Here is a 23,571-nt window from a genome sequence, read left to right on the forward strand (position 1 = left end):
CATAGCTACGGCTATGCTCCCTCCGTTGTGCCTCGCATAGCACCTGCCCAAGTAGCCAGAAATATGTGATTCCATATGGCCAGCTACTTATGGGAAAAATTTTTCCTTCATTAGTTCTTTTTTCAAAAAATAAGGTAAATCAAAAGAAGATATTGTTCGTTTATCAAACACATCATCCAGACGCCTCTTGCACAAACTTTCCAGACTGAGAGGGGTTTCCCGGGGGTTGTAGCCAAATTTCTGGGTGACTGTGTGGATAACATCCGGTGCCTGGCTTCTTTCTGGACAGGCACCGTAGTAGAGCAGTTCAAAAGCAATTTCCCAGAAGCCTCTTTGGTTGGCCCAGAACAGAGGAGTACCATCTCCAACTGCATGACTATGAACATCCGCCTTATGCCGCAACAACAACAGCACTACCCGGTAATTTCCTGCAAGAGCCGCCCTCGTCAAAGGCGTAAAATAACCAGAGGTATGACCATGAACATCCGCCTTATGCTGCAACAATAACTGCACCACCTTGTCATGTCTTGCATAAGCCGCCTGATATAAAGGAGTACCAAGGGCAGAGGAATAACTATTAGCATCCGCCTTATGCTGCAACAATAATTCCACCACCTTGCCATGTCCTGCATAAGCCGCCCGATATAAAGGAGTACCACGGGCAGAGGAATGACTATTAGCATCCGCCTTATGCTGCAACAATAATTCCACCACCTGGTCATGTCCTGCATCCGCCGCCTGAGTCAAAGGAGTCCAATCACCAGAGGTATGACTATGAACATCCGCCTTATGTTGCAACAATAACTGCACCACCTTGTAATGTCCTGCCGCTGCAGCCCGCGTCAAGGGGGCACCATTACCCTTGGCACGACTATGAACGTCCGCCTGATGCTGCAACAATAACTGCACTACCTGGTCATGCCCTGCCGACGCCGCCATCGTTAAGGGCGTAAGTTCCCCGCAGGTATGGCTGTGAACATCGGCACCGGATTGCAACAGCAGTTTAACAAGTTCAATTTGTCCGAAATCAGCCGCTGTGGCCAGAAGGCTGGGGATAGGGCCACTACTTGGGGCATTGCAATCAGGATCAGCACCGGCTTGCAACAGAAGTTTCGCTAACTCAATATATCCCCGATTGATTGCCCCTCGCAGTGGTGAATAGATACTGAATCTACTGCCGTTAACATTATCCGCATTATACTTCAACAACAATTTTACGGTTTCGATGTCACCATTATCAACAGCTATTCTAAGAAGACCACGCTCGTTTGCCGGGCCTTGCCACTGTGCGCCATGTTCCAGCAACAGCTCCACCACCTCGACATGGCTATAATAGACAGCTGCGATCAGGGCACCCGACCTGTAATAGCCGCCGTAAAAACAATTAACGTTGGCTCCATGACTCACCAGTAGTCGGGCAATCTCAATATCTCCCTTGCTCGCTGCCCTGCACAGTGGCGGCCACCATCCAGAATCATTACTATCAGCGTCGGCTCCCATAGTCAGCAACAGTCGAACGCTTTCGATATGGCCATTTTTGGTAGCCTGAGTCAGTGGCGTTACGCCTCGGCGGGCAAAGCTGTTAATATCCGCCCCATGGGCCAGCAACAGGCTTATCGCCCTGACCTGCCCCATTCTGGCAGCCTGGGTCAGGGGAGTCCGCCAGCCAGTGGTATTGCCGTTAATATCCGCCTGGTAATCAAGCAACAGCTGCATTAGCTCAATGTTACCCCGGGCCGCCGCCGTGGCCAGTGGCGTCATGCCTTTGGCATCCCAGTGGTCAGCATCTGCCCCGGACTTCAGCAGTAACCTCGCAATGTCCACTGACCCATGCATGACGGCCCGGGTTAATGGGGTAAACCCCTCTCTGCCGGGGAATCTGCGGGCTTTACGCTGCTTCCGCAAGCCTTCGTTGCGGCCATCAACCTCGGTGCCATTTTGCAGCAGCCATGCCACCATCTTGATATCCCCGCACTCAACTGCGCAATTCAGCGGGACCCTGCTGGTAGCGCCGGTGCAGTGTACGTCTGCATCACTGCTGTCGCCGGTTCCGGCAGCCAGGCCGTCCGTCTTGACGGCGGTTTGTACGTTCACAGAGCGATTGTGACCATAGGGGGGTTGTAACCCGGTGCTGCCGAAGGAGCCCGAATTGTCGGGGCCAGGACTACGGGGAATCTGGTTGACATATATGGGTGAAGCAGTGTCGTCTATATTATCCGAAGTTCCTGAGGTTCCAGCAGCACCGGCTTGTAGCAAGGCTGGGTAACCACCGGCATTAAGTGGTTGCATGGTAACTTGTCATCTGTCCTGATTGGTGTCAGGTTGCTTAGAACAATCACCATGGAAATAAGTTCCGGCTTGTTACCCGAAGTCGGGGTGGGGGTTAGCCCTGACGTGTCAGAAAACAGGATTTCATTTAGTCACCTACTTATTTATTATTGGACATCGACCTGCTGATGAAGGACAGACTCATTTGGATTCGGCAACGATTAGCTGAGAAATTTCTGAATCATTTTGCTTTTTAGCCAGATTGATAACTTCACTATCAATTTTGATGTCAGGGTGTAAAAGTAAACACCTGATACAATCTGGTACGCCTGCAATTACTGCCAGCATCAAAGCCGTATAGCCATCGTTTTTTTGTGCATTGATCGACTTCTCACCCTGTTCAATCAACACCTGAACGCAGTTGACATCCCCGTTTCTTACTGACGACATTAATGGTGTCAAGCCATGCTCTTCAGGCAGGTCTGATTTAATTCCCGGGTGTTTCAGAAGCACCTTCAGACAGTCCAATCGCCCATTACTTGCTGCGTAGAATATTGCCGTCCGACCTGCATTCGATTGCGCATTCGGGTCGATTTCCTTCTGTGTCAGAAGCTCTTCCAGACACTGCGTTTGCCCTTTTTCTGCAGCATGCATGAGTGCAGTTTTGCCATTATTATCCCTCTCGTCCACCTTAAGTACATTCATTGCCAGAATTGCTTTGAGGCAATCAATCTGGCCATTTTTTACGGCCACCATTGCCAGTGTTAACCCTTTTGTATTACGAACATGGATCAATGCTTTGGCAAAATTCAGCAGTTCAGTCAGTAATGTCAAATTACCACTGCTTGTTGCATTCAGGATCTGTTGAAATTTTTGCCATGGTTGACGCTCTGCTAAATTATTGGCCTCCGCAATCTGCAATGCGGTTTTAAAGTACAAACTTCTTGCATTGATGTCTATATTGGGTTGTTTGAGTAATAACGTGGCACAACGTTCATCCTTTCCTTCTGCCGCCAGCATCAAAGCCGTATGGAATGCCTTCTGTCGTGCATTGATCGACGAAGGATCATGCAGAAGCAACGCCTCCACACAGTCTCCATGACCGTTTTTTGCTGCCAGCATTAATGCCGTCCAGCCACGACTGTCAGTCAGGTTTGCGTCAATTCCCGGTATTTTCAGAAGCGCCAGCAAACAGTCCGTATTACCGTTTGTTGCTGCGTACATTAATGCGGTATAACCGGTCATGCTCCACTCATTCGGTTTGATGTTTTTATGTGTCAAAAGTAATCTCAGGCTGTCCGTATGCCCGTTTTTTGCAGCCAGCATGAGTGCAGTAACACCCCAATTGGCATAACCATTCACATCAATACTTTCGTGCGCCAGCAGTAGTTTCAGTGACTCCTCGTCCCCATTTTTTGCAGCCATGATGAGAGCCGACTCGTATTTATTGCTCCGCTTGTTAACGTCAATTCCTTCCTGTTCCAGAAGTAGTTCCAGGCACTCCGTTTGCCCATTTTCTACAGCAAGCATGAGTGCAGTTTCGCCGTCATTATCTGTCTCGTTCACGTCAATGATTTTTTTCTCCAGAATTGCTTTCAGGCAATAAATATTGCCATGTTTTGCGGCCAGCATTACCAGCGTTGTCCCAAATCCATTACGCAGATGAATCCATGCAGTGTTATCTTTTTTATTGGTTGTATTGCTGCCGCTATCGAATTTCTGGAATAAAAACGAGACGCAGCGTTCATTCCCTCCAATGACCGCCAGCATCAACGCTGTATAGCCTGCCTTGTTTTTTTCATCGATCGACGACGCACCATGGTCAAACAATTTCTCTACGCAGTCCCCATGGCCGTATCTCGCTGCCACCAATAATGGCGTCCAGTGCTTCTTGTTACGCAGGCCTACATTAATTTTTTGCTCTGTCAAAAGTGCTGTCAGGCACTCCAATCGCCCATTTGATGCAGCCAGAATAAGTGCGGTATCGCCATTCTTGTCCTGCAAGTTCACTTTAATTCCTTTCTTTGTCAGAAGTAGTCTCAGGTGCTCTGTTTTTCCATATTTTGCAGCTATCATTAACAGCGTTTGACCATTTGTATTTTTTGAGTTGAAGTCAATAACAGGGTGTTTACAGAGTATTTTAAATTTTTCTGAGTCAGACCGTACCGCTGAAAACAAGAATTTCTTGAATTCAGTTTTAATAAACCTGGTTGAACTCTTGTGTAAACCATGTTTTAGTAAAAAGTCAATGATGCCAGCCTGTTTCAGTTTAAATGCCCGGTGTAATAAGTCGGTGAAGAAAATATTGGCATGCTTTTTAAGAGATCCCACAGGCAGATGCGGTAAAAAGCCGGTTGACCCTGCTGCATCATCGTTCAGGGCATTAATGATTTTTTCTAACATAATCTCCTTTATTTGAGGGTCAGATTTAACCGTTTCGTTCCATTTTTCCGATGCAGTTTTATCAAGGAAAAACTCAAAAAAGTCACTTGGTTTGTTGGCGTTGTTCAAAGCATATTGAAAAAGATTGAAACGTGCTTCATTGGGTAATTTATCAAAATCAACTGTTTTTAAATGACTCAGAGTCAATGTTTGATGGTTATCCCAATCCAGGCTGCAGTTGGCATTCTGTATGAGAGGAGTCTCTGATTCAAAGACCCAAAAATAAAGATTATCCTTCGAGCCAATGTAGGAAGATGGTGCTTCATCTGTATCTGTAACTGTATCTTTACGTTTCTTCGAAAAAAACCGGGAAGAAACTTCGTCATTTTTCTTGCCGATCATAGTGAGTACGTTCGCACTAGGAGTATGATTCAAATAATTATCGATTAACCATACCTGAAATCGCTCCCGACTCTTTGAAAATTCATGGCTCCCATTATCGTAGGTTTTGATGATTGTACCCAGGCTAAGCCCGCTTTTATCACTGGTTTTGAACCTGAGATTTATTGGGGTTATAAAATCCTCTTTAATTCCATCAGTGATTTCATGCTTAAATTCTGAGCTGAGAACAGGACGGGTTAGCCAGTCTTCTTTATTTCGCTTTTTTAAAGAGGATAATAAGTCCTGGTAAAACACATCTGTCAGTTTATTGAGTATTTTGAACTCTGGCATCAGGGATGGCAGGATAAGTTCAAGTCGTCCAATCATATCTGTCAAATCATCGATCTTTACATTGTGACCATAATCTTTAAGGGGGGGCAAATCAAACTGATTACAGAATAAATTGTAAAGTACACTGTGCGTGTGTACTTCTTCCCCTATTAAAAATGCATTCTTATTACCGGCACGCTCTTTTATCAGAAATGATTTGATGCAATAATCCAGTAACCCGTGTCGAATCTGCAATAGCACCTTTTGTGGGTCGCGGGAGTTCTCGATGCTGGTAAATGCACTTTGAATGCGGGCACCATTGCCCCCAAGGCAATTGTCTATCCCTTCGAGAAACTCATAAAATAAAGTGCAAAAACTGTCTCTGTTGAAAGACAATTTATCAGCATCATCAGGATTTTTCGCTTCCAGCTCAAGAAATCGTTCAGTTCGATGAATGATATTATGGAGATAATAACGAGTATCCTTGAATGATATGAGGCTGTCAGGTTTTTTATCGTCATCATTCAGATCATTTGAAATCTTTGTGTGAAAGGTATCAATTTTCTCATCAAATTCATTGCTGATTATACGCTCTGTCAAAGACTTCAGTTTGATAATATCATCCATAAACTGAGTTTTCATTTTGAGGTATATGGTAGGTTCATTCGTTTTAACTTCTTTCAGCTCGCTGAAATCTCCATCAGGGAAGGCAATGTAATCATTTGTTTGCTTATTCAGTTTTTCAGTACTTTCTGAGATTATTAATGGTCTCTGAAATAAAATAGGGTGACGCGGTGATATCATTTGTTATTTCCTGTTGATTATTTAATGTAACAGTTCAGTCCTGACAAAGCGTAATTGCATCTTATATCAAATTGACTTTAGAGTTAATAAAGAATAAAAAAACAGCACGAAGTTGATAAAAGGGTGTTGATAAAAAGGGTAATGGTGATCTTCCACTGCGCGGAGCTTAATTATAAGCGATTTTTTCAATGAGTTGTCATTTAATAGAATTATTTCCACGCTCCCAAAGCTGAATGTTATCATCGGAAAATGATCTTATGCCAGCTTTTCAGCTATCTAATTTTCAGCTACCTAAGTAGTTGGCCAGAAAATATGATTTCATTTGGTTAACTGCTTATAACGGATGTCTCACTGTATGTACTCAGATAAAGTCGTTATTGTTACAGGTGCCAGTCAGGGTATTGGCAACGCCATTGCCAGAGCTTACAGGGAGCAGGGGGCAACTGTGGTTGGCTTCGACCTGCACCAACCGGCAACGGGTGATATGGATTTCTACAGCGTTGACCTGGGAAAACCGGAGATGATTGAAGCAGCCTTTGACACCATTGCTCGCCAATATGGCACTGCACATATCCTGATTAATAATGGTGCCATAAGCCAGTTTAATAAGCCGGTGGCTGAGCTTACTGCTGCCGAGTTCTCCAGGGTGATTGATGTTAATCTGAATGGCAGCTTTAACTGTGCCAGAGAGTTTATCAGGCACCATAGTAATAAAAAGTATGGTCGTATTATCAATATTGCGTCTACCCGCTGGCACCAGAATGAACCGGGCTGGGAGGCCTATGGCGCGTCTAAAGGCGGCCTGGTGTCGCTGACCAATACGCTGGCCGTATCACTGGCACAAACGCCAATTACCGTGAATGCCATCAGCCCAGGCTGGATTCAAACTGAAGATTATGATCAGCTGACCGGGCAGGATCACCGCCAGCATCCATCGGGGAGAGTGGGTAAGCCACGGGATATTGTTAACACCTGTCTGTTTCTGACCCATGAAGAGAATGACTTTATCAACGGTGCCAATATCGTGGTTGATGGTGGTATGACAAAGAAAATGATCTATCTGTAATGGCTCCTGGACTCCGGCAAAAGCAGGGGTTCAGTTTGTGCCAAAAGAGCCTGCCAGACAGGCTCCCCTAAACATCAAGACTGACTGTTGATGATTCTGGCAATATCGGCAGCAGGGCGATAGCCCGGAATAACCTGACCGTTTTCCAGCACCATGGCCGGAGTGCCGTTAATGCCCATCTGGACACCGAGGTTGTAGTGGTTATCAATGACAGTACTGCACGCTGCCTTATCACCTTGAATTTCTGCACTGATGGACTTGCCGGTTTTCAGGTCGGTTAATGCCTGTTTACGGTCTGCTGAACACCAGGCATTGGTCATCTTGCCATGCACTGGCGATTGCTGGCCACCCCGGGGGAAGGCAAGATAGCGCAGTTCAATACCCAGCGCATTCAGCTGGTCGACTTCCCGGTGCAGTTTGCGGCAGTAGCCACAGTCGACATCCGTGAAGGCATACACAACACCTTTGGTTTCACCTGTCGGTGCAAAAATCACCATATCTTCTTTGTTCAGGGATTTCAGCAGCCTGGCGTTTTGCTGGCTTTTCACCTCTTCCGTCAGGTTAACCAGCTGGTTACCGCGAACTTCCAACAGATCGCCTTTAATAAAATACTGCCCGTTTTCGCTGCTGTAGATCACAAAGCCACCTTTGAGTATCACTTTGTAGATGCCGGGCATCGGGCTTTTGGTGATCGACTCAATGGGAACGGCGGCATCAAGTTTTTTCAGCTGACGTTCAATCAGGGTCTCGGGGCCCTGAACGGCACTGTCCTTGCCGGAAGCCTCTGCATGGACGGCCACAGACCAGCCAGCGCTTGTGGTCATCATGGCCGTTAACAGAAGCGCAGAGAATTTAGACATACTGATTCCTTTATAGATTCACAAGATAAGCCCGTACATCTCAGGGGCTATCGGCAAGCCGTTCCAGCATTGGAGAGAAGCGCTGGTTAAAACAAGATAGTCTAGCGTTATTTCTTCCTGTTGTATCGCCTGGACACGGTTATCGGGTGGAGAGTTCTAAAAAATAGTGAACAAACGGTCAGATTACCCCCTGGGATGATGCTCTCGGTGCAGTTCTGACAGCCTGTGGTTGGCAATATGGGTATAGATCTGGGTGGTGGACAGATCGCTATGGCCAAGCAGCAGCTGGACCACTCGAAGATCTGCACCATGGTTCAGAAGGTGAGTGGCAAAAGCATGTCGCAGGACATGGGGGGAAACGTCGGTGGTGATACCAGCAATCGTATTGTAACGCTTGATCCGATGCCAGAAGGTCTGCCGGGTCATTGGAAGTCCCTGACGACCCGGAAACAGGGTTCGGCTGTCATACTGGTTCAGCAGATCACCTCTTGCCTGTCGTATATATTGCTGCAGCCATTCAATAGCATTCTGGCCCATGGGGACCAGCCGTTCCTTCCGGCCTTTACCGATAATACGGAGCACTCCCTGTCTGAGATTAATATTGTCCATCTTCAGGTTGACCAGTTCTGAGATTCTCAGGCCGCAGGCATAGAGGATCTCAAGCATGGCACGATCACGAAGACCAATGGCGGTATCGGTATCCGGGCTGCTGAGCAGTGACTCTACCTCTTCTTCTGACAATGTTTTTGGCAATGCCTTGCCCTGGCGGGGCATGTCAATATTGGCCGTAATGTCAGTGGTGATCTGTTCAGATTGCAGCAGGTAACGGTAGAAGGCTCTCAGGCTGGAGATTTGCCGGGCAGTTGATCGTGGGTGATAACCCTGCTCATAACGCCAGCCCAGAAACCGGCGAAGGTCCTCCTCGCTGGCTGAGAGTAATAGCTTGCCGACGTTTTGTGTGTGCTTTTGCAGCCACTCAGAGAAGAGCAGCAGGTCCCGTTGGTAAGCTTCACGGGTATTTTTGCTGAGCCCTCGTTCAAGCCAGAGGTGTTGTAAAAATGCCTGTATTTCCAGAGAAGCGGGGGTTGGCATGGCAATCAATAGATCCAATATTGCACGATAGTGTAGATAATATCAGTTCTCTTTGCACAGCACCTTAACCAGGAGGCTGCCCGAGCGCAGCTAAGGAGTTGTCTGGAAATAACTTCCCTATTTTCATTGCCTGACTCCGTTCGGACTGAGTGCTGAGCTTGACGAAGTATCGAAGTTCGGTGGCACGACCCTCCGATACTTCGTCAAGCTCAGCACTCAGGGTGAACGGAAATCGGGAACTTATTCAAAGACATAATACCAATACCGTTCGTGCTGAAGCCTGTCGGAGGACCCATAGGGCCTAAGGGCGTACACTCCGGACTCTGATAGATCGTGCCAAGCACCCTTCGACTTCGCTCAGGGTGAACGGAGATTGTACACATAAACTTATTGAAACCATGTACTATCTCCTGCATCGATGCAGTCGTGCGATGTTTTAACGCTTGTCTTATTTTTCCTGTTTTATATTATGATTTTTCTTCCATACTTTTTTGATCCTTCTTCCTTTATATTTATATTCAGCGATGCCTCAAAATCTTCTAACTGCTGGTGATAGACAGACTCAACTGGATTCAGGCTTATGAGTAACCAATAGCTGATAACTTTCCGAATCATTTTTCTGTTTAGCCAGATCCAGTACTTTACTATCAATTTTGATGTCAGGGTGTAAAAGTAAACACCTGATACAACCTGATTCGCCTGCAAATACTGCCAGCATCAAAGCCGTGTAGCCGTCATTCTTTTGTGCATTGATTGACGGCTCACCCTGTTCAACCAACAGCTTAACGCAGTCGACATAACCGTTTCTTGCTGACGACATTAATGGTGTCCAGCCATCCTTGTCAGTCAGGTTTGCTTTAATTCCCGGTTGTTTCAGAAGCGCCTTCAGACAGTCCGTTCGCCCATATCTTGCTGCATGCACTATTGCGGTCCAACCGGCATTGCACTGCGCATTCGGATCAATTTTTTCCTGTTTAAGAAGCTCTTCAAGACACTTCGTTTGCCCATTTTCTGCAGCATGCATGAGAGCAGTTTTGCCGATATTATCCCTCTCGTTTACGTTAATGACGTTCGTCGCCAGAATTGCTTTGAGGCAATCAATCTGGCCATTTTTTGCGGCCATCATTGCCAGTGTTAACCCTTGTTTATTAAGAACATGGATCAATACTCCGGCAACATTCAGCAGTTCAGTCAGAGATGTCAAATTACCACTGATTACTGCATCCAGGATCTGTTGAAATTGTTGCCATGGTTGACACTGTGCTACATTACAGGACTGCGCATACTGCCATGCGGTTTTACCGTAATTATCTGTTATGTTGATGTCTATATTCGGTTGTTTGAGTAATAACGAGGCACAACGTTCATCCCCTCCATTTGCTGCCAGAATCAAAGCCGTAGCGCCATCTTTTTTTTGTGCATTGAGCGACGAAGGGTCATGTGCAAGCAACGCCTCAACACAGTCCCCATGACCGTTTCTTGCTGCCGACATTAATGGCGTCCAGCCATCAATGTCAGGCAGGTTTGCGTCAATTCCCTGTTTTTCCAAAAGTGCCAACAAACAGTCCGTTTTCCCGTTTCTTGCTGCGTACATTAATGCGGTCCAACCTGTACTGCCCCGCGCGTTCACTTTGATGTCTTTATGTTTCAAAAGTTCTATCAGGCTATCCGTATGCCCGAGTTGTGCAGCCAGCATGAGTGCAGTAGCTCTATGTTTGCCCCGAAAATTCACATCAATTTTTTGGTGTGCCAGAAGCAGTTCCAGGCACTTCGTTCGCCCATGATCTGCAGCCAGAATGAGAGCAGTCTTGAGTTTGTTTTCCTGCTTGTTAACGTCAATTCCTTCCTGTGCCAGAAGTAGTTCCAGGCACTCCGTTTGCCCAAATGCCGCAGCCAGCATGAGTGCAGTTTGGCCGTTATTTTCTACCTCGTCCACGTCAATGATTTTTTTCTCCAGAATTGCTTTCAGGCAATAAATATTGCCATATTTTGCGGCCAGCATTGCCAGCGTTAACCCAAAAATATTACGCAGATGAATCCATGCAGTGTTATCGTTTTTATTGGTTGTATTGATGCCACTATCGGATTTTTGAAATAATAACGAGACACAACGTTCATCCCCTGCAATTACCGCCATCATCAACGCCGTATAGCCTTCCTTGTTTTGTTCGTTGATCGACGACGCATCATGGTCAAGCAATGCCTTTACACAGTCCCCATGACCGCCTCTTGCTGCCGCCATTAGTGGCGTCCAGCTATTCTTGATACGCAGGTCTACATTAATTTTTTGCTGTTTCAGAAGCACCTTCAGACAATCAGTTCGCCCGTATCTTGCAGCGAGCTTTAATGCGGTCCAACCGTCATTGGTCTCCATATTCAGTTTGATATCGTCATGTGTCAGAAGTGCCATCAGACACTGGATTTGCCCATTTTCTGCAGCCAGAGAGAGTGCGGTATTACCACTCTTGTCTTGCAAATTCACTTTAATACCTTTCTTTGTCAGAAATAGTTTCAGGTGCTCTGTTTTGCCATATTTTGCCGCTATCATTAACAGCGTTTGACCTTGTTCATTTTTTGAGGTGAAGTCAATAACAGGGTGTTTGCAGAGCATTTCAAATTTTTCTGAGTCAAACTGTAATGTTGAAAACACGACTTTCTGGAATTCAGCTTTAATAAACTTGGTTGAACACTTGTGCAAACCATGTTTTAGTAAAAAGTCAACGATACCAGCCTGTTTCAGTTTAAATGCCCGGTGTAATAAGTCGGTGAAGAAATTACTGGTATGCCCTTTAAGAGATCCCGCAGGCAGATGCGGTAAAAATCCGGTTGACCCTGCTGCATCATCGTTCAGGGTATTAATAATTTTTTCTAACATGATCTCCTTTATTTGAGGGTCAGATTTAACCATTTCGTCCCATTTTTCAGATGCGGTTTTATCAAGGAAAAACTCCAAAAAGTCACCTGGTTTAATGGTGTTGTTCAAAGCATATTGAAAAAGATTGAAACGTACTTCATTAGGGAAGTTATTAAAATCAACTGTTTTTAAGTAACTCAGAGTCAGTGTTTGATGGTTATCCCAGTCCAGGCTGCAGTTGCCACCCTGCATAAGAGGAGTCTCTGTTTTAAAGACCCAGAAATAAAGATTATCCTTCGAGCCAATGTAGGAAGGTGGTGCTTTATCTTTATCTTTATCTTTATCTTTCTTCGAAAAAAACCGGGAAGAAGCTGCGTCATTTTTCTTGCCAACCATAGTGAGTACGTTCGCGGTAGGAGTGTGATTCAAATAATTATCGATTAACCATACCTGAAATCGCTCCCGACTCTCTGAAAATTCATAGCTCCCATCATCGCAGGGTTTGATGATTGTCCATAGATCAAGCCTGTTTTTATTATTGGTTTTGAACCGAAGATTGATTGGGGTTATGAAATCCTCTTTAATCCCATCGGTGACTTCATTCTTAAATTCTGAGAAAGAAACAGGACGGGTTAGCCAGTGTTCTTTATTTCGCTTTTTTAAAGAGGATACTAAGTCCTGGTAAAATACATCTGTCAGTTTATTAAGTATTTCGAACTCCGGCATCAGGGATGGCAGGATAATTTCAAGTCGATCAATCATTCCTGGATTATTATTGAGATTTACATGGTGACCGAAATCTTTAAGGGGTTCCAAACCAAACTGTTCACAGATTAAATTGTAAAGTTCACTGTGCGTGTGTACTTCATTCCCTAATCCAAATTCATCCTTATCACTGGCACGCTCTTTTATCAGAAATAATTTAATGCCATAATCCAGTAACCCGTGACGAATCTGCAACAGCACCTTTTGTGGGTCGCGGGAGTTCTCGATGCTGGTAAATCCACTTTGAAGGCGGGTACCATTGCCCCCAAGACAATTGTCTATCCCTGAAAGAATCTCATGAAACAAAGTGCAAAAACTGTCTCTATTTAAAGACCATTTATCAGCATCATCAGGATTTTTCGCTTCCAGCTCAAGAAACCGCTCAGTTCGATGAATGATTTTATGGAGATAATAACGAGTATCCTTGAATGTTATCAGGCTGTGAGGTTTTTTATCATCATATTTCAGATCATCTGAAATCTTTGTGTAAAAGGTATCAATTTGATTATTATATTCATTGCTGATTAAACGCTGTGTCAAAGTCTTCAGCTTGCCAATGTCAGTCAGAAACTGGGTTTTCATTTTGATGTAGCTGACAGGTTGATCCCTTTTAATTTCTGCCAGTGTTCTAACATCTCCATTAGGGAAAGCAACGTAATCATTTATTTCCTCATCCAGGTTTTGAGTGCTTTCGGACAATAATGGCCTCTGGAATAAAACAGGGTGATATTTTGGTATCATTTATTCTTTACTCTTGATTATTTAATGTGACTATTCAGTCCCAATAAAGAGTGATTGTATCTTATCAAAAAGTTATATGGTTAGCTACTTGCTGGTTATGATGCAAAATCATAACATGTTGGCGTAATCCAGGCGCGCTGATAATGCACCATATCCGAGATTTACGGGTTTTTGAGAATGTACAAATTAAACCCATTTTATATCGATTGATTCAGGGTATTGGTTATGGAAACGTACATTGGAAAAATTAGCAGGCACCATAAAAGGGGGCTGAATGCTATTATCGAAAAATGATTTTATGCCAGCTTTTCACTGTTGTGCCAGGAGAGCCTGCCAGGCGGGCTCCCCCATACATCAAGACTGGCTGTCGATGATTCTGGGAATATCGGCAGCAGGGGTTGGCATGGCAATCAATAGATCCAATATTGTACGATAGTGTAGATAGTATCAGTTCTCTTTGCACAGCACCTTAACCAAGAGGCTGCCCGAGCGCTGCTAAGCGTTGATACCAATACCGTTCGTGCTGAAGCCTGTCGAAGGACCCTTAGGGCCTAAAGACGGAAACTCCGGACTCTGATAGATCGTGCAAAGCACCCTTCGACTTCGCTCAGGGTGAACGGAGATTGTACACGTCAAACTTTTTGAAACCATGTACTATCTCCTGCATCCATGCAGCCGTGCGGCGTTTTAACTCTAGTCTTATTTTTTCTGTTTTATCTTATGCTTTTTTTCTTCCATAGTTTTTCGATCCATCTTCTTTTCTTCCTTTATGTTTATATTCAGCGAAGCCTCAAAATCTTTTAACTCATTTATACCTTTCCCGTAAAATTCTGAAGGTGTACCACCATTGCTGTGTAAATCCTCCCCATTTGATTTTTTGTATTGGTTATAATTTATTATTGGAGGTATGTATTCCCCCCCAGCGCACATTGCTCCCTGGCTCTTTGGCCAGAACTCATCTTCTATTTTCCCCCGACTTTCCTTCAAGGTGCATCCATGTTTGATTAATTCAATCAGTGTTTCTTTATTGTTTTTGTGCGCTGCAAAATGGACAGGCCTGGCACGTAGATTAGTCTCTATGAATTTTGATGCGCCAAGATCATTTATCAGGTACGAGATAAGTGTATGTTTGCCCAGGTAACATATCAAATGAAGCGCGCAGGTACCATTAACAGATAATGTTTTATTTATGTTGGACATATTTTTCAATAACAATTTGCTGATATCATCGTTGGCATGTGTGAAAGAGAAATAAAGCAAAGAATCTGTTGCGTATTTACCACACCTGTCCGAGACGGCTCCAGTATTCAATAATTTTTCAGTAGTGTTAAGATTATTGTTTTTAATACTGGAATAAAGTGCAGTTTGTGCGTATCTAATTGGGCCCAGCTTCAGATTCGCTAATAATGCATCTATAACCTGATCGTTCAAATTTAACTTACATGCAGTAGTAATAGGGGTATTACGTTTGGAATCCGACACATTGACATCAATGCCAGGTTGTTGGCAGAGAAAAAGTATGGCGTCCTGGTTGTTCATGCGAACAGCCAGGCTAAGAGCGGTATCACCATTTCTCATGCGAGCGTTAATATGAATACCGTCCAGCTTACAAAGATATTCTAACACTGCCCACTGATTATTTAAGGCAGCCAGAGGCAAGGGATGAAGTAATACTTCTGGATCATTTGGATCTCTCAGAGAGTCAATCATTAACTTGGGGTGAGTTTGCTTCAGGCGCATGATAGTGTCTAAATCACCTGCCACGCACGCATCATAGTACGTTATATTGAAATCGTCACGGCTAAGTGGTGCCTGCATTATAGTTGGCAGTGCTGATGCCCCGCAGACGTCGTCCGGATCGATATTTTCGGGATTCCTGTTTGTTTCATCACCACTTGTATGTGTGTTGGCAAAGCCAGAATGATCCGAGCCCGGTATAGGCTGTTCAGGTGCTGGTAGCGCACTTGGTGTAGTGTCTGTGGAAGCAACAGCTTCGGTTGTTTTTTCAGGCTTTTCTGTAGGCAGTAATTGTAATTTTTGTACTAATTTCTGGAATATTGTTGTTGGTTTTGTATCTTTTTCATTGTTTTTAATTCCATGTTTCTCCTCATAGTTCATCATCTGTACTTTATCACCTTCATAAATTTCCAAAGGTGTGCCACCCTCATTAAATAATTTTTCTCCGTTTGATTTATTTGCCTTGGTAAAGTCTATTTTTTGTGTATGACGACCATTAATTATTTTCTTTTTCCAGAAGTCTTTTTCTATTTTTCCTTTTCCTACAAACAGGGTGCATCCATGATCGATTAATCTGCGCAATGTTGTTGCGTTATTGTCATGCGCTGCATAATGAACTGCCATGGAATTATATTTATTGGTCAAGGATTTCGAGGCTTTGCGCCTGTCTATCAGGTAAGTAATGATGTCATCTTTACCTGTTAAAGCAGCAAGATGCAGCACACGAGCCCCGGCTTCGGATATTTTTTTATTTATGTCTGTCAAACAACTCAATAACAAAATACTAATCTGATCGGAGGCATTTGTGAAAGAAATGTAAAATATGCTGTCTTTTCCATCACTATGCATGGTGTCAACAGGTGCCGCCCCGTTATATATTAATATTTCAGTAGTTTTCAGATTGTTGTTTTTAACGCTATGGGAAAGTGCAGTTTCACCGTTTTTGTTCGGGCCCAGGTACGGCTTTTTTTCCAATAATGTTTGTAAAATACGATGGTCTGAGTTTTTTTCACAGGCTAAAATAATAGGTGTGCAACCGAGGCTGTTTTCCACATTTACATCAATGTTTTGTTGTTGACAGAGAAAGTGTACGGCTGCCCCCTGGTGATTTCTGATGGCAAAGTGGAGAGCGGTATTTTTATCAGGCCCACAAGCATTTATATCAATATATGGATTTTGGCAAAGAAATCTTAACACTCTCCGCTGATTACGTTCGGCAGCCAGATGCAGGGGATGAACTGATATTGTTGGGTTGTCCGGATGCGTCAGAAAATTATTCATTGACTTGGGATCAGCAGACTGGCACAGCTGTAAAATTGTCTCAATATCATCACTCAGACAGGCATGAAAGTATATATTATTGAATTCATCCTGATTTAATGGCTTGGCAGTTACGGGTGGCAATGCACATGCCCCTTCAAGGGAGTCCGGGAAGGGATTTTCGTTAATCTCGTTTTCTTCTGGCCGGGTCATGGCCATGTTTGTCTCATGACCTCGAAACAAGGGGAACAGCTCATCATACGTTGGCAGATTGAAATATGGACCGTCAGACCTGTGGGGGTAGTCTGGTGGTTGATCTGACGGTAGTTGATATTCATCAGCAGTATCATGCCCGGTTTCTTGACCGCAGGGCGGGACAGTCATCGTGCTATCAACAGGATGCGGCAACATGGTTCTTTGCCCGATGCTCATCGCCTGAGGAGGGGACGATGGTGAATATGACAGATCGGTAAAGAGTGAGGTAGAAGATAAACTCTCGTGAATGTGGCGGTTATCGAAGTCACCTGAATTCCCGGGAACACCACTATTATTAGTGGTTGTGTCTGGAATTTGATTCTGTGGGTTAGTTGAAGTAGCAAAGAAAACTGTATCTGTAACAGTAACCGGATTGCCAACGGAGTAGTACATGGTACATGCCTTATGTCTAATTGGGTATTTCCAAAGCCAGTTTCGGTTTCGTTGTTGGCCTTTGAATTTCCTGATAGCGCATCACTATAGTACTACTGTTGGGATAAGCCATAAGAGAATCTGAAATGCCGTGCAAAAACTGAACGTTAACGAACTTTGTTAATTAATGCCTTTGTTCAGACCGTAAAGCTAATCAATAGTTCAAATGCTGCCTTCTTTGACTGCATTAGTCACTTGATTATGGTTTTCAAATTTACCAGATCAATTATGGTACAAGATTTCAATGTGATTGATGAGTTCCTTTTATCTTCTATCAATGGCTCCCAAGCTCCGTTCGTCCTGAGCAGAGCCGAAGGGTGCTCAGGGTGAACGGAGATTGTACATATCAAACTCATGATGCACTATGCACACCATTGCTACTTGCATAGCACCTGAGCAATGAGTTTTAGATCACTCAAATATATAAGTTCTAATAGGTACTCATATTTTTCTCAAAATTCTGATAAATGGGTTTGTCTTTTTCCCCCCCTCTGGGCTATGCAATTCTGTCTCTAGTTTTGCTCCTTTTTCCTTCAGTTTTTCTCCTTCTAAATTCAGTTTATTCAGTTCTTTTTTTAATTTTTTCAGTTCTTTTTTTCCTTTGCTTGCTTCCTTTTCTTCCTGTTTTATTTGTTTTTGTTCATTTCTTTTCTGTTTCTGTTTTTCTTCTATGTATTGCTTATGCTGTTTTTGTCTTTCCTCCATTCTTGCTTTATCCTTATTTTTTTCTTTATTTATGTCTATATTTAGTGATTTTTCAAAGTTTTCTAACTGAGTTATATCAAACATTCCATAAATCTCTGAAGGTGTACCACCATGGTAGTATAAATGACACGCATTTGGTTTATTGTAACTTTTAAAATCTACAGTTGGAGGCACGTGTCCAGCCAAAAAAGAATAAAATCCATTGTTTTTCTTTCGCCAGAAATCGTCTTCTATTTTTCCAGGACGTTCGTTCAAGGAACATCCTAGTTCGATTAATACATACAGTGCTTGTGAATGATCATGATGTGCCGCATAATGAACTGGCATGGCATGATCTTTATTTTCTAAAAATCTGGATGCTTCACAATCCTCTATCAAGTGCCTAATAAGTGTTCTTTTGCCTAAAAGAGAGGCTAAATGAAGCACGCGAGTATCTTTTTTAGTTACTGCTTGATCTATGTCGGGTAAATAACTCACTAATAATTTACTCATCTCTTCGTTGTCATCCTGGAAAGCGATATAGAACACTGAGTCTTTCCCATCTTCTTCAACCTTGCCAACGTCAGCTCCAGCCTCTAATAACATTTTAGTAACGGTAATGTTACGGTTTCTAACACTGAATCCAAGTGCAGTTTTTTGATAATTATTCGGCTTCAGACTCGGTTTATGCGCTAATAATGCTTCTATAACCTGATCACTCAAATTTAACTCACAGGCAGAAATAATAGGGGTATTTCTGGTGGCGTAATCTGATAAATTGACGTTAATGAGTGGTTGCTGACAGAGAAAAAGTATAGTCTCCTCCATTTTCTCGCAGACTGCCAGATTAAGAACTGTCTCGCCATTACTCATGCGAGTATTGATATTAATTCCATCCAATGCACAAAGAAATTTTAACGCCACCCACTGCTTATTTGAGGCAGCCAGATTTAAGGGATGAATAAATGCATTTCGATCCTTTGGATCTACCAGAGAGTCTATCATTAAATCGGGACGAACTTGTTTCAGGTATTTTAAAGTGTCTATATCACCTGCCTGGATTGCATTAAGGTACATGTTTTGGAATTCTTTGTCGTCTAATTGCTTCTCCATCATGGCTGGCATTGCTGATGTCCCGGGCACGTCGTCCATGTTGGTGAACCCTGGTGGAAACCTCCTGTCATTTACATCATAACAGGTCAACTCACTGTGCATTGCTAAATTTCCGCTTTGGTGCGTGTAAGCAAGAGCAGAGAGATCTGAGTCTGGAGCAGGCTGTTCAGGTGTCGATGGTGTACTTAATGTAATGCCTGTGGCAGCATCATTGTCAGTTGTTTTTTTATTATTTTCTTCAAGTATTCTAATTTTTTGTTTCAGAATTTCTGATTTCCTTTTTTTGTCTATTTTTTTCTTCTCCAGTTCTTTTTTTTGTTTAATATTTTGCTCTATAATTAGCGCTTTTTTTCTATCTGATTCTTTTGCTGCTTTAATTGATTCTTTTGTATGGCCACATTTTTTCTGGTGATTTATCATCTGATAGATATCACCTCTAAAAAATTCCGAAGGTGTGCCACCCTCTCTAAATAACGTATATCCTTTATCACCATATTTATTTCGGTCTATTTGATATCCAGCCAGACGGGTTTTTACCATCTCCCAAAAGTCTCTTTCTATTTTTCCTTTTTCTTCATACATGTTGCATCCAAGATAAATTAATGTGCGAAATGTTGTTGCATTATTTCCAAACGCTGCATAATGGACTGGCATTGATTTACCTTTATTAGTTACAAATCTTGAAGCATTAAGAGTTTCAATCAGATAAACAGCAATTTTAGTTTTTCCTGTGAAAGCAGCCAGATGCAATACCCGGGCATTATTGATGGATATTGGTTGATTTACGTCCTCCAGAGAATCCAGTAGCAATATACTGATTTCGTCAGCGGCTTCAGTGAAGGAAATATAAAATATGCTGTTTTTTCCATCGTTATGTTTCTGGTCAACCTTTGCACCAGATTCTAGTAATTTTTTAGTGGTTTCCAGATTGTTGTTTTTAACGCTGAAGGAAAGTGCAGTTTCGATTTGTTTTTCCTCGTCCAGAACCGGTTGAGTATTCAATAAGGCATCTATTATCTGAGCGTCTGCGTTTTTTGAACAGGCTAACATAATAGGGGTGAAGCCGCTTTTATTCTTCCGATTTACATTAATATCATGGCGTTGACAGAGAAATTTTACGACTGCCACGTTATTGTGATCGATAGCTAAGTGGAGAGCAGTATTCTTTTCAGGTGACGGGGCGTTTATATCAATACACGGAAGCTGGCAAAGAAATTCTAACGATGCCATCTGATTTTTTGCGGCAGCTATATGCAGGGGATGATATAAATATTTCCGTGATTCCGGATATTGCAAAGGGTCGATCATGCGCTGGGGATAATCTCGTCTCAGGTGCTCTATAGCATTTAAGTTACCAGTCGCTAAGGCTTCATAGTAGGCGTCATTGAATTCTTCCGGACTTATTGGCTTCTCAGTAACTGGTGGCCATTCACATGCCCCTTCAGGGTAGTCCGGGATGGGATTTTTGTTCATCCCGTTTGCCTCTGATGGGGCAAAATTGTTCGCTGCCTCCAATAATGCATCATGAGGATATAGAGTCTCATAATCGGGTGGTGGAGCTGAAGGTGAAGGTGAAGGAATTAGTGGCAATGTTGTTGTGTCTGTATCTGTGCCTGTGTCATAACGGACCCACCTGTCATTACTCGGCATTGCAAAAGTATCTTCATGGTTTGTGCCAAAGAGGGCAGTAATATCTGAATTTGATACAGGTGGTTCATTAGTATCATCTATAACAGCAGTTTCAGTAGTTTCTACCGGTAGCCCAGAAGTATTATTTATGGCAACGTCTTCAGGAGTGATTGTGCGTAATTCAAATGATTCTTCGGCAGCAGCTTCTTCGGGCAATTCAGTAGAGTCCTGGCCAACAGCTTCAGGAGTTTCTTCGTGCACTTCAGTAGAACCCTGGTCAACAGCTCCAGGCGTTTCTTCGTGCAATTCAGTAGAATCCTGGTCAACAGGTTCAGGAGTTTCTTCTAGCAATTCAGTAGAATCCTGGTCAACAGCTTCAGGCGTTTCTTCGTGCACTTCAGTAGAATCCTGGTCAACAGCTTCAGGCGTTTCTTCGTGCACTTCAGTAGAGTCCTGGTCAACAGCTTCAGGCGTTTCTTCGTGCAATTCAGTAGAATCCTGGCTAACAGCTTCAGGCGTTTCTTCGCGTAATTCAGTAGAATCCTGGTCAACAGCTTCAGGCGTTTCTTCGGGTAATCGAGCAGTATCAATGGCAGCATTAACTTCATCTATGGCTTCAGCAAGTTCAGCTGAACCACTTGCAGCCGCATCTTGCCCGTTTTCTTCACTGGAGGGTGTGTCAGTGATCGTGGTATCAACATCAACATGGAGCGGCCACAGGGTTCTTTGCCCGAGACTCTGTCCAGGGACCGATGGTGAGTCTGGCGGAGGATTGCAAATAGATTTTGTGGCCGATGACTTCCAGCATACCTCGCGACGACCGAAGTCACCGCGAAGCTCCAGGGTGTCACCATTGGTTGCGTCGGTAGTTGGATTCTGTGGATCAGTTGCAAGAGCTGAAGAAATTGTATCTGCAACACTCGTAATCAGTACGCCAAGATAGAACATTTATCAGGTCCTTTTTTTAATTAAGTGTTTTCAAAGCCTGTTGAGGTTTCCCTGTTGACCTTTGAACTTCCTGATAATGCATTACTATGGTGCTACTTTTGGTAAATGCCGTAAGTGAACCTGAAATGCTCGGCAATAACTGAAACTTTAACGAACTTTGATAATTTCACTTTTATTCAGATCGTAAAATTGATCAATAGTTCCAATACTATCGTTCTTTTTTTTCAGCAGGACCGGGGATTTGGTACCTGTACTTTTGTTCTAGTACATGGTTTTAATGATTTTGATGTGTACGATCTCCGTTCACCCTGAGCGGAGTCGAAGGGTGCTTGGCACGATCTATCAGAGTCCTGAGTTTCCGCCCTTCGACAGGCTCAGGACGAACGGAGTGCGGAGGCAAGACAACCCGTCAAACTCATTGAAACCATGTACCAGTTGTTTCCCGGGCAAAGCTGGTCATTGTGATTGGTCCGGCTGAGTTGAATGATTCAGTGGTGCAATAAGCTTTTTGCAGTGGGCTTAATGATGTTTTTGTAAATCATGATTTTTTTCGGCTGCGTAAAGGTGTCTTCAGTGGTCTTGTACTGGTTTGCGTGGTGTCTCTGTATGGAGCCAGTACCTCAATGAACTCTCTGGTAAGATGCTTCATTTGGGTCTTGTGATGGTCGTTAAAATTCAATTCATCCGGGATCAGGTATTTTTCGTATTTGTGAGATGAGCGGATAAGGCAAAACGAATTTTTCAGGTATCGTTTTGTGTATCGATGGATGATTGCTTCTGTTTCTGATGCCTGATCTCTTTTATTCATGAGTTCAAGTGAATTTTTTAAGCCAATGCCTATGATTCGTTTACAAAGCGATGTATGAACCAGGTCAATTGAGTTTGGATCCATTAATACCGGCGGAGGGAAACCAAATTTCATAAAAATATATTGCACTAACATGTAATTTGTTCTGCAGGTGCCATCCATCGGTGTATGTAGCTGCTCAAGTCTGGGCCAGTATGTGGCAACTGTTCCAATCAGTTTTGCCAGCAGTTCAGGCTTCTTGATTTTCTTGTGCTGTAGTGATTCCAGTTGTGTATTCAGCGGCGTGATTATTTCTTTCTCAAGAAGGGCGATGAGTTGGTATTTGAACAAAATTTTATCAATCCCGTTTGTTTCTGATATTGGACCATTAGGTCCTAATGCCCTGAAAGAAATGGTGATACCTTTAAGGTCGGTATAATTTGCAATCAGTCTGGTATCAGAAATTATGCTCCCTTTCGGAGAAGTGGCAATGGTTGCACCATGGGTGCCACGGCAAAGCTCATAGCTTTCTTCCAGTCGTTGCTTGTACAGCAGTGCCTGGATAAAGCCTTTTTGGGTATGTTCACTGGAGGGGTAACCCACGTGCCTTTTTCGCACGGTTCCGGGAATATGGCTGTCAAGCATGTTTTGCACGCCTTCGGTCAGTAAGGCGTTGATCTGCATATAGCGTTGTCGGGAAATCAGGGGAGCCTCTGCAGGGTCATGCTGAATCCACTCTAACACCTGGCTAATACAGCGGCACCAGGCTGCTGTGCATCCTGGCTCGTTATCTTCATATTCCTGTGGGGAACGACTGGAAATAATGTCATCCGGATCAGCAAAGAGCAGGAAAAGGTGTTCTTCGGGAAAGCGCAGAAGAAAGTCAGGCCCTTCAGGCAGTGTTGCCATATCCTGAGTTGCCGTTGACGTGAGTGGTGAGTGGGTTGTGGCGGTATTAGTCGAGACGTGCCTGTGACTGATTCTGGTGGAGTTCGAATCGCCAATGCCGCTGGTAACTGTTGTTCTGGTGGAGGGTAGGTCTGACTCCCTGAAGTGGGTGGCACTGCTGCTATCTGCAGTGTTATTGTCACTGAGTGGTGCTGTTCTTACGGCAAAGCTGGAATGGCAGGGTTGGATAATATCCGGCATAAATATGACTGTCTTTATAACTGCTTCTTGGCCT

General features: G+C 43.7%; 9 protein-coding genes. 1 reads left to right on the plus strand and 8 read right to left on the minus strand.

Annotated features, from left to right (window positions below; translation table 11 throughout):
* Positions 1-87: 87 nt before the first annotated feature.
* Positions 88-2,289, minus strand: coding sequence for an ankyrin repeat domain-containing protein (locus tag ACO6UY_RS13525; RefSeq protein ID WP_422490241.1), 2,202 nt, complete (start codon positions 2,287-2,289; stop codon positions 88-90).
* Positions 2,290-2,469: 180 nt separating this feature from the next.
* On the minus strand, positions 2,470-6,165 hold the full coding sequence (locus ACO6UY_RS13530; RefSeq protein ID WP_422448726.1) for an ankyrin repeat domain-containing protein: 3,696 nt from the start codon (positions 6,163-6,165) through the stop codon (positions 2,470-2,472).
* A 355-nt stretch (positions 6,166-6,520) separates the two neighbouring features.
* Here ACO6UY_RS13530 and ACO6UY_RS13535 point away from each other — a divergent pair, with 355 nt between their 5' ends.
* Positions 6,521-7,231, plus strand: a complete 711-nt coding sequence (locus ACO6UY_RS13535; RefSeq protein ID WP_422448724.1) for an SDR family NAD(P)-dependent oxidoreductase — start codon at positions 6,521-6,523, stop codon at positions 7,229-7,231.
* Positions 7,232-7,305: 74 nt separating this feature from the next.
* Here ACO6UY_RS13535 and ACO6UY_RS13540 read toward each other — a convergent pair whose 3' ends face one another.
* From ACO6UY_RS13540 to ACO6UY_RS13565, 6 genes are all read right to left on the minus strand, one after another.
* On the minus strand, positions 7,306-8,091 hold the full coding sequence (locus ACO6UY_RS13540) for a thioredoxin fold domain-containing protein (protein ID WP_422448722.1): 786 nt from the start codon (positions 8,089-8,091) through the stop codon (positions 7,306-7,308).
* A 183-nt stretch (positions 8,092-8,274) separates the two neighbouring features.
* Positions 8,275-9,183, minus strand: coding sequence for a site-specific tyrosine recombinase XerD (gene xerD / locus ACO6UY_RS13545; protein WP_422490265.1), 909 nt, complete (start codon positions 9,181-9,183; stop codon positions 8,275-8,277).
* A 562-nt stretch (positions 9,184-9,745) separates the two neighbouring features.
* Positions 9,746-13,501, minus strand: a complete 3,756-nt coding sequence (locus ACO6UY_RS13550; protein WP_422490243.1) for an ankyrin repeat domain-containing protein — start codon at positions 13,499-13,501, stop codon at positions 9,746-9,748.
* Between the two features lie 741 nt (positions 13,502-14,242).
* Positions 14,243-17,188, minus strand: a complete 2,946-nt coding sequence (locus ACO6UY_RS13555; protein ID WP_422490244.1) for an ankyrin repeat domain-containing protein — start codon at positions 17,186-17,188, stop codon at positions 14,243-14,245.
* 480 nt (positions 17,189-17,668) lie between these two features.
* Entirely contained in the window at positions 17,669-21,601 is a 3,933-nt protein-coding gene (locus ACO6UY_RS13560; protein WP_422490245.1) for an ankyrin repeat domain-containing protein, read from the minus strand.
* Between the two features lie 538 nt (positions 21,602-22,139).
* Positions 22,140-23,072, minus strand: coding sequence for a hypothetical protein (locus tag ACO6UY_RS13565; RefSeq protein ID WP_422467290.1), 933 nt, complete (start codon positions 23,070-23,072; stop codon positions 22,140-22,142).
* Positions 23,073-23,571 lie beyond the last annotated feature (499 nt).

This window comes from Endozoicomonas sp. ALE010 (assembly GCF_049310165.1).
Taxonomy (GTDB): Bacteria; Pseudomonadota; Gammaproteobacteria; order Pseudomonadales; family Endozoicomonadaceae; genus Endozoicomonas.

Coding starts and splice junctions, on each gene's coding strand:
- ACO6UY_RS13540 (WP_422448722.1), bottom strand. CDS start 8,091: ATGTCTAAATTCTCTGCGCTTCTGTTAACGGCCATGATGACCACAAGC.
- ACO6UY_RS13535 (WP_422448724.1), top strand. CDS start 6,521: ATGTACTCAGATAAAGTCGTTATTGTTACAGGTGCCAGTCAGGGTATT.
- ACO6UY_RS13525 (WP_422490241.1), bottom strand. CDS start 2,289: ATGCAACCACTTAATGCCGGTGGTTACCCAGCCTTGCTACAAGCCGGT.
- ACO6UY_RS13565 (WP_422467290.1), bottom strand. CDS start 23,072: ATGCAGATCAACGCCTTACTGACCGAAGGCGTGCAAAACATGCTTGAC.
- xerD (WP_422490265.1), bottom strand. CDS start 9,183: ATGCCAACCCCCGCTTCTCTGGAAATACAGGCATTTTTACAACACCTC.
- ACO6UY_RS13530 (WP_422448726.1), bottom strand. CDS start 6,165: ATGATATCACCGCGTCACCCTATTTTATTTCAGAGACCATTAATAATC.
- ACO6UY_RS13555 (WP_422490244.1), bottom strand. CDS start 17,188: ATGTACTACTCCGTTGGCAATCCGGTTACTGTTACAGATACAGTTTTC.
- ACO6UY_RS13560 (WP_422490245.1), bottom strand. CDS start 21,601: ATGTTCTATCTTGGCGTACTGATTACGAGTGTTGCAGATACAATTTCT.